Origin of the sequence: Paenibacillus sp. FSL R5-0341 (assembly GCF_037975235.1) — a bacterium.
Lineage (GTDB): Bacteria > Bacillota > Bacilli > Paenibacillales > Paenibacillaceae > Paenibacillus > Paenibacillus amylolyticus_A.
Genome location: NZ_CP150241.1, coordinates 5,281,837 through 5,295,422 on the forward strand (window position 1 = coordinate 5,281,837; position 13,586 = coordinate 5,295,422).

General features: G+C 47.3%; 10 protein-coding genes. 3 read left to right on the plus strand and 7 right to left on the minus strand.

Features of this window, described 5'->3' with window-relative positions:
* Window positions 1-5: 5 nt before the first annotated feature.
* Window positions 6-674: a succinate dehydrogenase cytochrome b558 subunit gene (locus MKX75_RS23685; RefSeq protein ID WP_062837920.1), complete on the minus strand. Its 669-nt coding sequence runs from the start codon at window positions 672-674 to the stop codon at window positions 6-8.
* A 302-nt stretch (window positions 675-976) separates the two neighbouring features.
* On the opposite strand from MKX75_RS23685, the gene MKX75_RS23690 reads away from it, so the two are divergent.
* A complete protein-coding gene (locus MKX75_RS23690) occupies window positions 977-1,900 on the plus strand; it encodes a LysR family transcriptional regulator (protein ID WP_062837921.1) in 924 nt (307 codons plus the stop codon).
* Window positions 1,901-1,959: 59 nt separating this feature from the next.
* Here MKX75_RS23690 and MKX75_RS23695 read toward each other — a convergent pair whose 3' ends face one another.
* Together MKX75_RS23695 and MKX75_RS23700 are read right to left on the minus strand one after the other, a co-directional pair.
* Window positions 1,960-2,631 (minus strand): TrkA family potassium uptake protein, encoded by a 672-nt coding sequence (locus MKX75_RS23695; protein ID WP_017692455.1) that lies wholly within the window; start codon window positions 2,629-2,631, stop codon window positions 1,960-1,962.
* A 17-nt stretch (window positions 2,632-2,648) separates the two neighbouring features.
* Window positions 2,649-3,989 (minus strand): TrkH family potassium uptake protein, encoded by a 1,341-nt coding sequence (locus MKX75_RS23700; protein ID WP_339167105.1) that lies wholly within the window; start codon window positions 3,987-3,989, stop codon window positions 2,649-2,651.
* A gap of 426 nt (window positions 3,990-4,415) precedes the next feature.
* On the opposite strand from MKX75_RS23700, the gene MKX75_RS23705 reads away from it, so the two are divergent.
* Window positions 4,416-6,113: a type II CAAX endopeptidase family protein gene (locus tag MKX75_RS23705; protein ID WP_076333156.1), complete on the plus strand. Its 1,698-nt coding sequence runs from the start codon at window positions 4,416-4,418 to the stop codon at window positions 6,111-6,113.
* On the opposite strand, the gene uvrC is transcribed toward MKX75_RS23705, so the two are convergent.
* A complete protein-coding gene (gene uvrC, locus MKX75_RS23710; RefSeq protein WP_076333157.1) occupies window positions 6,082-8,169 on the minus strand; it encodes an excinuclease ABC subunit UvrC in 2,088 nt (695 codons plus the stop codon). The genes MKX75_RS23705 and uvrC overlap by 32 nt on opposite strands.
* Before the next feature lie 472 nt (window positions 8,170-8,641).
* Entirely contained in the window at window positions 8,642-8,959 is a 318-nt protein-coding gene (gene trxA, locus MKX75_RS23715; RefSeq protein WP_017692451.1) for a thioredoxin, read from the minus strand.
* A gap of 264 nt (window positions 8,960-9,223) precedes the next feature.
* Here trxA and MKX75_RS23720 point away from each other — a divergent pair, with 264 nt between their 5' ends.
* Window positions 9,224-9,379 (plus strand): YqzM family protein, encoded by a 156-nt coding sequence (locus tag MKX75_RS23720; RefSeq protein WP_139331949.1) that lies wholly within the window; start codon window positions 9,224-9,226, stop codon window positions 9,377-9,379.
* Window positions 9,380-9,566: 187 nt separating this feature from the next.
* On the opposite strand, the gene dnaI is transcribed toward MKX75_RS23720, so the two are convergent.
* Entirely contained in the window at window positions 9,567-10,517 is a 951-nt protein-coding gene (gene dnaI, locus MKX75_RS23725; RefSeq protein ID WP_062837925.1) for a primosomal protein DnaI, read from the minus strand.
* A gap of 264 nt (window positions 10,518-10,781) precedes the next feature.
* Window positions 10,782-13,565 (minus strand): alpha-mannosidase, encoded by a 2,784-nt coding sequence (locus MKX75_RS23730; RefSeq protein WP_339167108.1) that lies wholly within the window; start codon window positions 13,563-13,565, stop codon window positions 10,782-10,784.
* Window positions 13,566-13,586: the final 21 nt, after the last annotated feature.

Sequence of the window (13,586 nt, forward strand, 5' to 3'; positions counted from 1 at the left end):
AATGCTTAAATTAGAACTGTTTTAACTGCGTCAATCATCGAAGTAGCTGTCTGGAAATCAATGCTCCGGAAAGCAAATAGTGAAGCAATAAACATGATGGAAACGATAGCGAACAAACTCATACATACGTAAGAGGATACACGCTGCGCACGCGGACCAACTGTAATCCCCCAGCTAACGAGGAACGACCACAGGCCATTGGCAAAGTGATATGAAGCCGCAACCACACTGATCATATATATCGCAAAGGTTATCGGATTCGTCACCGCATCATGTATGACGCCGCCAATCTCTTCATGGGATACGTTACCCAGTGCAATCTGTACCCGCGTCTCCCATACGTGCCAAATGACGAATACAAACGTAATGATACCGCTTACCCTCTGCAACGTGTAGCGCCAGTTGCGCTCATTACCGTAACGCCCAACGTTAGGCTTGGCCTGATAGGCAATGTAAAGACCGTAAACACCGTGATAGAACAACGGCAGCCAAATGAGTGTCGCCTCAATTACAATAACAAGAGGCAAACCGTTCAGAAATGCAACGGCACCATAAAAAGCTTCTTTGCCGCCTTCAACTGCTGTGAAGTTCGTCACCAAGTGCTCAATAAAGAACAGACTGAGCGGAATGACGCCAAGCAAGGAGTGCAGCTTTCTGGAGTAAAACCCTTTCATAAAATGTCGATCCCCTTTCGCTAAATACAACGTTTTCATAAATGATTTCACTTATCGTGACACGAATCCTTTTCCATGAAAAGGTTCGACAAATTGTTCCGTTTTCGCCAGGTGTGAACAACTTGTGTCACGATTCATGTTACTCCTTTTTTTCTTATAAGGGAATTGCAATATAATTATTAAATGTTATAACCTATAGGTATAAGCAGTGAAACATTGGGTTTACAGGCCATACAACATGGAAAACGATTAAGCAAGGGCAAGAATCACACTCATCACTCATGGAAAAGAGGTCGTTATTCATGTTCGAAGAGTTAAACGCATTTGCAGCGGTCGTGGAGCAGTCCAGCCTGAACCGTGCATCCAAGTTACTGAACTTGTCCCAACCCGCACTCTCACGCAAAATTGCTAAATTGGAGGATGAACTCGGGGTTGCCCTATTCCACCGCCGGGGCAAACGGCTGGAGTTAACCAGTGTGGGCCAGCTCGCCTATACGTTCGCGGTAGAACAGAAGCAACAGCAGCAGAAGTTCCTGACGATGCTCGCCCAGTATAAGGATGAAGAACAGAGCACCATTACACTCGGCGCAAGCCTGACGACGCTTCAAACTACGTTACCGCCTCTGGTTAATGCCTTTATGGAGAAACATCCGAATGCCGAACTGAAATTGTTGACGGGGAAAACGCATGAGATTGTCTCTTTTGTACGTGACAAAAAAGCCGATGTGGGTATTGTTGCTTCTTCCATCAGCGAAGTAGGGCTTAACTGTGTGCCGCTCTTTGACGATCATCTGGAGCTGGTAGTGCCGCTCACGCACCCTTTGTCCGGCAAGGAAGCCGGAATGGAGCATTTGCAGGATCTGCCGATGATCACGTTCTCCAAAGGCACCTGGTACCGCAAATTAACGGACGACCTCTTCCAGCGCTGTGCCGTGATGCCGGATATTCGTATGGAGATTGATTCCTTCGAAGCGATCATCCGACTTCTGCCTTCCGCCAAAGCCGCTGCTCTATTACCCAAGTCATATCTCCGTCCACAATTGCTCGCGGACAACGATCTGGTTTCTGTTCATTTGCCACAACTACAACAGACCCGAAGAACTACCTGCATGATCTATGGGGAAAAGGAAGACCTCAGTGAGACCTCCAGACAATGGGTCAAGGAGACGGCCGCACTCTTTACAGCAAAGGCGCCATTGCCCTCACGGAGGACTACGACGCCTTAGCTTGAATCTGATCAGCCAGGCTCCGACGCCTGGCTCCCATTTTTAATCATCTTAACTTATCAGCTCTCCTGGCTGATAACCTCCTCTTCAAATCGGTCGATATCTGCATTATTACCAATAATGACCATAATATCCCCCATCTGAAGCGAGTCCAGTGCTGTCGGAGCAATAATGACCCCGGCTTCTTTCTGTAACGCCACAATGCTGCAACCAAAACGTACGCGTGCATTCAGGGTGGAAAGGGTTTTGTTGTGCAGACAGGCGGGAACCTTCATCTCGACAATACTGTAATCATTGGATAGTTCAATGTAATCCAGCAAGTTCGGGGTGACCAGCTGGTGGGCAACCCGAATGCCCATATCCCGCTCAGGATAAACAACACGATCGATCCCCAGTTTATCCAGTGCTCGTCCGTGAAGGACGGATATGGCCTTGGCCACGACCGTCTTGACGCCCAGTTCTTTTAACAGAATCGCGGTGAGAATGCTCGTCTGGATATCATCCCCGATGGCAACGATGCAGCAGTCAAAATTACGAATCCCCAGGGAGCGCAGCACTTCCTCATCTGTGGCATCGGCTACAACGGCATGGGTGACCAATTCACTTATGTCTTCGACGACTTCTTCATTTTTATCGATCCCGAGCACCTCGTAGCCGAGTTCCATCAATTCCTGTGCCAGACTGGAGCCAAATCGTCCGAGCCCAATCACTGCAAACTGCTGTGTTTTCATTGTTCTTCACGAACCCCTCATCCAATAATCATTTTGCCTTCCGGATACCTGTATAACTCTTTACCCTTTTTCTGCCCAAGTGCATACGCTAATGTAATGGGTCCGAGCCTTCCTGCGAACATTGTAAAACAGATCAGGAGCTTCCCGATGGTGGTCAGCTTCAGCGTTAGTCCGAGTGATAATCCCACGGTGCCAAAGGCCGATGTCGTTTCAAATAAAATCATCATAAAGCTGGCTTCTTCCGTGGTACTCAGCGCCATCGTTACGGCTATGATGAACAAGAGCGCCAGCAATGTAATGGTAAGCGCCTTGAAAATCCTTTCCTGTACGAGCCGATAGCGGAAAAATACGATATCTTCACGTCCACGCATCATGGCGATGACTGCGCCAGCCATAATCATAAATGTCGTCGTTTTGATCCCGCCTCCGGTTGAGCCCGGTGAAGCACCGATGAACATCAAAATGATGATAAAGAACTGCGTTGCCTGCCTGAGCCCAGCAATGTCTACCGTATTGGCCCCTGCTGTTCGCGGTGTAACTGACTGGAAGAACGAACCGAGTATTTTGCCACCCCAGTTCAGACCACCGAGCGTCCGGGGATTGCTGAATTCGAATACGAAAATAACGAGTGCACCAAACACAATCAACAATCCAGTCATTAACAGTACAACTTTGGAGTGCAGAGACAGCTTCCGCGTTTTGCGGTAATCCACCAGGTCTGACAACACCACAAAACCGATCCCGCCAGAGACAATCAGGAACATGGCTGTAAAATTCACCAGCGGGTCATATACATATCCGGTCAGACTGCGGAAATCCCCAAACATATCAAAGCCCGCATTGTTGAACATTGAGATCGCATGCCAGTAACCGTAATAGATCGCCTGTCCGATTGGCATGTCGAACGACCAACGAATGGCAAAGAGCGTACCACATATGCCTTCGAGAATGAGTGAGTAGATCACAACTTTACGAATCAGCCGAACGATGCCCTCCATCGTGCTCTGATTCATCGCTTCCTGTAGAATCAGCCGCTCCCTAAGCGAGATCCGCCGTTTGAACGCAATGGCAACCAACGTAGACATCGTCATGAAGCCAAGTCCGCCAATCTGAATCAGAATCGCGATCACAACCTGACCCAGCACCGAAAAATGAGTCCCTGTATCGACCACAACCAAACCGGTGACACATACGGCCGAAGTTGCCGTAAAGAGCGCATCAATAAATGCAAGGCTATCACCGTTTCGGCTGGATGCCGGAAGCATTAATAGCAGTGTGCCTACCAATATGATGGCAGCAAACCCTAACACAAGAATACGTGGTGGCGATAATCGCATCCATTGAACATTCAGTTTCACTTAAGTATCATCCATCCTCTGCTAAAATGAAAATAACTCCACACCCCGTGGAGCCTTCTTCATCTGAAATGCTGTTTCCAAACGTTAAACATGTATGATTCAGATTAAAACGACATATATAATGAAGTTGGAATATAATCTATTCGTTCCCTTGTTGGGCGAAAGACATGCGAATCGTTGCACATTTGTTTCAAAATTATAAGCGCTGCGGCGTTTGCAGACAAAACGTTTTTTGTGTAAATCGGATCGAATTCAGCCAAAAAGGGAAAAACTCAGATATGGCGACGGATGGATCAGATTCTTTCGGTCCTTTTCATTCATTTTCAAGGATTTACACCCGTTTTCGTTACATCATTGGCATTCATGCATCGCCCTGTGCTATGTTTACTTTAATATCCATATTAGATTAAGGAGGAACACCATTACATGAATCCCTTAGGGAAGCCTTTGCTACTCAAGGCTAACTTCAAGCGTCTGGGGTTGCTTGCGGCGATCGGCCTGATTCTATTTTTTGTATTTCAGATCTTTCCTGCTACCTCATCGCAAACCACAGAAATTTCGTCTACGTCCTTCATAACCAAGGAGCAGGCGACGCAATCCGCACGATCTTTCGCAGCTTCTGTGGATGACTATACACTGCCAAATGATGCTGGAAACACCCTGGTAACCTACCAGACACATTCCGATATTTACGGGTATATGGCCAAAACGAAACAACTCGACGCCTATAACCAGAAATGGGAAACAGCCTATCCTTACGATGTATACCGCGTTCGTTTGCCTGATCAGGACAAAGGCGGTTATCTTCATGTTGACGTACATATGAAAACAGGAAAAGTGGTCGGCTTCAAACGAGAACTCCCTTCTTCCCTCTATACAGCTATTGAGGCGGAACAGAGCACTGGGAAAGTGACCACATCGCAAGTGCTTGCCGAAGGCAATATGTCTCTAGACGAGAAAGAACAGCTTGCGGCTGGCGTTCTGGCCGAATTCGGTTATGAAGTGCCGACACTTCAACTGGATACTCGCGATGGTGAAGCGGGACTGAAGTATACAGATGCTGCAAAAACCATTGGAGATTCCAAACTTGAACTAAACTTTACGTTTGAAGAGGGTGCGGTACGATCGTTCGATCCTGGCTTCTCGGTCCCTGAATCCCATACCGATTATGTGAAAGCTCAGACGCGCCAAGCCAACTGGATGACCTATGGCGGATATGCGTTCCTCACCCTTGTTCTGGGTGTGCTGGCCATTATTTATAGCATTCTGACCCGAACACATACGTCTTTCAAACGCGGGATCATTCTCTCGCTGGTGTATTTCGCAGCTTCGGTGATTGGCACGCTGAACATGATTCCTCTGCTTCAGGCACAAGGATTCTCCAACTTCATGTTAGCGTTCCTAATGTTATTTCAGATAGGCATTACACTGGTCATGAGTGCAACCATCTATCTATCCCTCGTTGCCGGTGACGGCATGTGGCGTAAAATAGGTCTGAACCCTTGGCCTCGTGCCAAAGAACCGGGATACGGTAAATATGTACTACACAGCATGTATGCTGGTTACCTATGGGCATTCATTCTACTAGGTGTGCAATCCATCCTTTTCTTCATTCTGGAGAAGAGCATTGGCACATGGTCAACAACGTCAGCAGATCAATCTACATTTAATATGACCTATGCCTGGCTTTTCCCGATTATGGCCTGGATGGCCGGTATTGGTGAAGAAGCCGTATACCGACTGTTCGGCATTCGTATGATGCAGAAGATTGTGCGTAATACGTTTATTGCATGTCTGATCCCAACCATCATTTGGGCACTTGGACACACATTGTATCCGATCTATCCAGTAATCACCCGTCCCATTGAGCTGATGGTGATTGGATTGCTCTTCAGTCTGATCATGCTGCGTCACGGCTTCATTGCCGTTGTATTCGCCCATGTGATCTTCGACAGCTTATTGATGGGACTCAGCCTGATCTTTATGGGCGATGCCCTGAATATGGCTGCTGGACTCTTCTGGATCGTACTCCCGGCCATCGTTGGTTATGTGGTCTACAAATTCAATCCAAAACAAAAAGAGAAGCCGTATGTTACGACTCCTCATCCCGAAGTGCTGCAATAATCTGATTTGCCAACTTGTCACCAATAGATAGAGGCCGGAAGTCTTCGACGCTGGCCTCTTTTATTTTGCGCAAAGAGCCAAAATGCTTCAACAGCAGCTTACGCCGCTTCTCTCCGATCCCAGGAATGGCATCCAAACGTGACGTCACCATCGATTTACCCCGCTGTTCGCGGTGGAACGAGATCGCAAAACGGTGAACCTCTTCCTGTATCCGCTGCAACAGGTAAAATTCCTGGCTATCCCGAGGCAGGGAGATGACCTCCGGTGGATTACCGATCATCAACTGTGAAGTCTTATGCTTCGCATCCTTCACCAGACCACATACCGGAATAAACAGCCCCAGCTCATTTTCCAAAATATCGACCGCAGCCGAGATCTGCCCTTTACCACCATCGACCACAATCAGGTCAGGCTGAGTCAGGTTTTCTTTCAATACCCGCTCGTAACGGCGACGGATGACCTCTCTCATCGTTTCATAATCATCCGGTCCTTCAACCGAACGGACCTTATACTTCCGATATTCCTTCTTATCCGGTTTACCATCCGTAAATACGATCATGGCGGATACCGGATTCGTTCCCTGGATGTTCGAGTTATCAAAGGCTTCTATTCGACGAAGCTGGTCCAGTCCAATAAAACGTCCCAGTCCTTCGGCAGCTTTAGATGTCCGTTCTTCATTTCGCTCAATCAAACGGAACTTCTCTTCCAATGCCACACGTGCGTTATCCACAGCCATCGTAATCATCTGCCGTTTCAATCCACGTTGCGGAATGAGCACTTTAATCTCCAACCACTCCTGTAACGCAGCAGCAACCTGAGTTGGGTCTTCCAGACCTGCCGGGAGCTTCTCAGTTGATGCAGTTGTATCCATTGTGGAAGCATCCTCTTGCATACTCTCAGGTTGTTCACCTTCTGCTTCAGCGGAACTTCCATATGCTGCACGAGTCTCGGCAACCAGTGGCTGGGAAGCGAGCCTTTGCTCTCCTTGTCCCGTCTGTTCGAACTCCACCGTAACAGCGGCAGGTACCGCTTCATCAGTATCAGATACTGTATCCGTACTTTCATCACCGGTTGACATATCTTTGGGCATTTCCGGCAACAAAATCTCTTGTGGCAATGCCGGATTATCGCTGTAATACTGCGTCACGTAGGACATAAAGTCACTGTACGCCTCACCATAAAACGGGAAGGTGGAGACATGGCGTTCGATCATTTTACCCTGACGCATGTATAGAATCTGGACACACATCCAGCCTTTATCAATAGCAAAACCAAATACATCGCGGTCTCTGGCATCGGCCATCGTAATTTTCTGTTTTTCCATCATCGCATCGATGGCAATCACCTGATCGCGTAGTTCCTTGGCACGTTCAAAATAAAGGTCCTCCGCAGCTTCCTGCATCTTCCGCTGCAAATCCTTTTTAATCTCTTCATGTCCACCGCTCAGAAATGAACCGATCTCTTGCGAAATCTGATCATATTGCTCCTTCTCGACTTCCTTCACACAAGGCGCAAGACACTGGCCCATGTGATAATACAGGCACACTTCTTTGGGCATTACACCACATTTGCGCAGTGGATACATACGGTCAAGCAGTTTTTTCGTTTGGTGTGCCGCATACGAGTTCGGATAAGGTCCGAAGTATTTGGCTTTATCTTTCAGCACACGCCGGGTTACTTCCAGCCGGGGGTGCTTTTCATTTGTAATTTTAAGATACGGGAATGTCTTGTCATCCTTGAGCAACACGTTATAACGCGGCATATGTTTCTTGATCAGGTTACACTCCAGAATAAGTGCTTCCATGTTACTGCCTGTCACAATATATTCAAAATCACGGATTTCGGAGACCAGCCGCTGGGTCTTTCCGTTATGACTGCCGATAAAATAAGAGCGTACGCGGTTCTTCAGCACTTTGGCTTTACCTACATAGATAATGGTGCCTTCACTGTTCTTCATCAGGTAACAACCCGACATGTCTGGCAGCAAAGCGAGCTTATGACGAATCTGCTCCAATGCCTTCTCCTGATCCTGCAAATCATTCATGAATTGGTCCATAATTCGGTGAATCCTCCTTCCCTAAGAAAGTATAAATAAAAGGTTACACTAAGCCATTCTGATTACAGTACCGTCTTCCAATCCGTTATCGGATAGTCTCTGAGTCACCTTTTTTAGAAGAAGAAACTAAAGATAATTCACACTGACACTACGATGACAGAACAACCTTCCAATCCCTGTTATCCCCAGATTTTTTTCATTCCCTTTTCTCAAGGGAAAAATCTGTTGATAAAGGGGAACGCTTCGCTTTTTCAGGTTTTTTCTGTCCTCTCCGTTACTGTGTAAATAATTAGTTCCAATATATATCAGAGATGAATCCGGGATAAACGCGAGCACTTCGCTTCTCCAGATCGGTTCTGTACTCTACATTGAAGTGTAAAATATATTTTTACTTTATATTGTCCTATATAAAGGTATTCGACGCAAAACGCCCCCGGCATGTAAACCGGAGGCGTATGTGTAAGCCTGTAAATTATTGATGTTTTGCGATAATTCCTTTGAGCGCATCTTTCGAGTTCAGACCAACCACTTTATCTACCGGTTGACCGTCTTTGAAGAAGATCAAAGTTGGAATGCTCATTACGCCGAAGCGGGAAGCAGATTCCGGATTTTCATCCACGTTAACTTTAGCAATTTTCACTGCATCGCCAACTTCTGTGGACAGCTCTTCCAGGATTGGAGCGAGCATTTTACAAGGACCACACCAAGGCGCCCAGAAATCAACAAGAACCGTTCCTTCGCCTTCTACTTCAGCGTTGAAGGATTGATCGGATACGTTAACAATAGCCATGAAATTGTCCTCCTTATATATACTTACGGTTTATTTTAACCTGTAACGTCGTGAACGACACTTCCAGTATAACACAGGTACGTCAAACTTGTGAATTGAACGCCACAATGTTCATCTTCTCAACATCAAATCTTCACAATTACAGGATGTGGCCTGCCAACTGCAAAATCTTTACAAACGCTTTCTTTTCCAAGTATACTGAAATTACTCCGGGTTTCAGCCCCCATACGGGCAAGCTGTCATTCCCTATAAGGAGGCAATAACATGGACGCAAATGTGCGGATCAGCGACCCGCGTGAACATGTGAACGAGGAACCCCGCAACGATCTTTTTGATCTGATCGTGGGTGTTGCCGGCATGGGCGGCCTGATGACAGTGATCTTTTTCGGTATGGTAATCTTCAAATTCATCACCGAATAAGATACTCAGGCTTACGCAGGACCAAAAAAGCCCGGTTTTCGCGACAATGCGAAAGCCAGGCTTTTTTTGGGACTACTTTAGAGCTTAATTGCAATCAGCTCATTTTATACAATCAAAAGCTCTACCGTTAATTTGATTTGGAGATTAAGCTTGTCTCGAACCATTTCGTTCATTTAGATCGGTCGGTTCAACGTTTGCCGCGCTGATTCTCACCCCGAACGGAGATGACATCCACAAATGGACGAATCCGGTCCATGAGACGCTGCCCTTTATTCGATTCCTCGCCGTCCCGGTTGGTAAAGCTAAGGTGCTTTTCAAGCCCATCCAAATTGTAATTGGACGTATAGAACGTTGGTTTGCGATTCATCCGATAGTTCAGAATGGACCCCATCACATGATCTCGAACCCAAGGGTTCAGATTCTCTGCCCCGATATCGTCAAAGATGAGCAGATCACAGCTTTTCAGAATATCCGTCATTTCCTTCAGCTTCTGCCCTTCACTGATCATGGATTTCAGATCCTCCACAAAGTCAGGCATATAGATAATGACACCCGTGTGGCCTGCAACCGCCAGTTCATGCAACAGATAACACATCAGAAACGTCTTGCCTGTCCCGAAAGTTCCCTCGAGAAACAGTCCTTGCGGAGATAATCCGTTCTCCTTGGTCTCCCTAATATAACGAAGCACCTGATTCACTGCCGGAGCACGCATCCGATCCTTGCCCATGATCTCCACGTCGTTGTATCCGGCACTGAGCGCACGCTCGTCCACATAGAAACTGCGAATACGTTGCTTAATGATATGTTCATTTTGCCGGGCGATATGTTTGGAACAAGGCGCTTTTATATCTATGATTTCGGGTTTACCGTTAAAATGTTCTACTTCCAGTTTGCAAAAGTGGCCCTGAAAATCGTTAGGACAGTTGTCGAGTCCCGGACAATTCGCACAGTTCTTTGAGTCTTTGGCGTACTGAAACAGCTTGCTCAGATCGGTCATGAGCTGTGCATCTTGCAGTTCAGGATGACCTGCGCGGAATTCGCGTACGTACGGATTTTCCATCAACTCCGCCGCAATCCGCCGCGATTGCTCACGAAAGGCAGGGTTCAGCTGCTGAAGCAGTCCTCCCAAGGATTCCATGGCTTCAAGCCCCCTTAATGTTTCAATATAGAATGAACAATTGAAGTGTACCTGTGACCATCTTGATGGCATAGGAACTTTGGATCACTTGCAATTCTACTGTTCATTCTATAGAAAAACAACCAATAACTCAACTGATACATCTGGTAAATAGCGTAACCCTTCCACCACCGTACATGATCCCTAGTTTAGAGTACACTTGCAGTCCTCTACCTTACAGTACGTGTTCAAAACTCTGTTTTCCGACTTATTGAACCACCTTTATTAGCGGCGCAAGCCAACAGTAACGATCTCGCATGAACCTGTCTGTATGTTCCATTCCTTGCTGGCAAATGATAATGTTGATGCCTCTTCTATGCTGAGGGAATGAAACATTTCGCCCTCTTCCTCCAGGATGTTGCTCTTGTATGCCGTTTCGAATGGCTGTGGATTCGCTTGTGATGCAGCAAACTTCAAGTTAGCGGACTCGGTGGTCATATTGAACCAGCGGAACATCACATCACCAGAATCCTCATTCACCTTGAGCGAAGAAAAAGCCAAGCCGTCCCCTTGCCATGCAAACGGTGTGTTGTTAGGTGTCAGATAGCCCGGGTGTACTTCGGTTTGTGCCAGCGTCCAAGGAACCTGGAACTGATACGCCTCAATATATGCACCTGACGCTGCACCATTTCCATCGTGGGGAATGATCTCGATCTTAAATGTATGTTCACCAAGGCATTGTGCTTCAGGTGTCGGGAACAAGCCCCAATCTCCAAGTTCGCCTACAGAACGAAGCAGCGTAACCGCGATGGTATTGCGTCCATCCAGAAGGACTTCATATTCATTCAGGCCCAGATTGGCAACGACCAATCCGGCGTCCTTTTCACTCACATCCACAAAATTTTGTTGATGCTGAGTATTGCTTGGATTTTGCCACTCTGGTGCAGGCTTGTTATCACGCGTTGCAATTTCGAACATGGAATCCACATGATGAACTCCAGATACAAGATCCGTTGGGAAAAGAGCACGTACCCGGTGATCCTTCGCCTGATTGTTGAAGGTTGTTTCCATTTGCACGCCTTTTCCACTACGACTAAGCGATACAACCGTGCGGATCTGGAGCGGAATCATTTTAGTTGATCGCTGGGCTTTGCGGTATGGATAATAAATCAGCTCCCGTTGTTCCTGATCCAGCATCTCATCCGCCGACTCCGGTATTTCCCAATGATGAATCACTTCGAACGAGGCCAAGTATGATGTATCCTCAAGGACCCGAATCTCAGCCTGAAGCGCTTGTGTTGTCAATGCCACTTCATTCTCTGGCTGTTTGAACATGTATTCATTACCGATATCGCCCACATTTTCGTACACGCCAAGGTCCTTGTAAGTCCGGCCTGTTCGTTTATCTGTGAGGGTGAATGAACCGTTGTCGGCAATCGTGACGATCAAGTGTTGATTTTCCATGCCACGTTCACCACGCAACAGCGTAGTCGTTTTCGATGGAGATCCACTCTTGGCACGATCCGCTGAGTTCACCAAAGCATAAGTCTTCAAGCCCAATGCAGCTACATTCTCTGTTTCAAAACGAATACGAACGCGCCGGCAGCTATACGGCTGACGGAAGCGATCATCCGGTAGATCATAGCCGAATTGCAGACCCAGATCCTCCACCGTACATGGAATCTGCGTACCTTCTTCATCTACCAGTATGCGATCTGACAGGTCAACGGCTTTCATCTGCGTCGCCATCTCTTCCAATGTATATCCATCCCGGAAATACAACCGAGCCGCGTCCAGTTCCATCTGAACTACACCACTGCGTTCCCATCCCGTTGTATTAAACACCACCACAAGCCGGGCATTTTCGCCGTAACGCTCAAAGATGGAGGTATCGACAGCTGTAGCAATCTGGCTAGTGCTCTCTTCAATCAATGCCTCTGCCACATGACGGCTCTTATCAAACCGTGTTACCATCTCGCGGTGCACCTCATCCACACTGCATCCACAGATGCTGTCATGTGGGTGATTCTGCATCAGCGTTTTCCAGGCATATGTCAGTTGATCATGTGGATAGTCATGCCCAAGCAGATAGGCATAGGTTGCCAGGGGTTCAGCCACCTTTTCCAGCATGGTCTGGCCCAGCTGGTTCATCTGTTTCAGATACACACGAGCCGAGGCGGTGTTCACCAGAGTTCCCCAGCCATCGGTACGTTGGCTGCGCAGTTCGCCTTTGACCGTGGACAACTCATGTTCAGCCGATGCTCTCAAGGCGTTCAGATAATCCGGAAAGTTCGAGTGAATGAACTCGATATCGGGATATAATTGCTCAGCCATGCGAATCGCTTCTGGCAAGTCTCGCTGAATCGGCTGATGATCACATCCGTTCATGTACAGCAACTCATTGGTGGATGCATATTTCTCAGCGTCTGCAAGCTTGGTTTCCCAGAACTTGCGGGCCGATTCCTCGTCTACTGGAACTTCATTTCCGTTGGAATACCAGTTGGCAAACAATACGCCGAGCACTTTCGATCCATCTGGCCCTTCCCACATCAGCTCCGAGAAGCTCGATTCATATCCGGCATCCGATACCGTATTATTAAATCCCGTAGGCTTCACACCACGCCCAAAGAACACATTATCAATGCCCGATTGCTGCATTAGCTGCGGAGTCTGTCCGACCAATCCGAATGTATCGGGAAAATAACCAATCTTCGAAGGTGTTCCGTAACGCTTGGCATCCTTATGTCCAACCTGCATGTTGCGCACATTGGCTTCTCCACTCGTCAGAAACGCATCCTGCAAAATGTACCATGGCCCAATCACAATCCGTCCATTGCGGATATGCTTCTCCAGTCGTTCCTTCTGCTCCGGTCGAACCTGAAGATAATCTTCGATGATAATCGTTTGCCCATCCAAATAAAAGCTTTTATAGTCTGATCCCTCATCAAGCTGATCCAACAGTGAATCGACGAGCTGAATGAGTCGCATATGATGCTTCTCATACGGCAAGTACCATTCCCGATCCCAGTGGGTATGTGAAATGATGTGTGCTCTCTTCTTCTTGGTCATCGTGTTATCCCACCTCTTTCG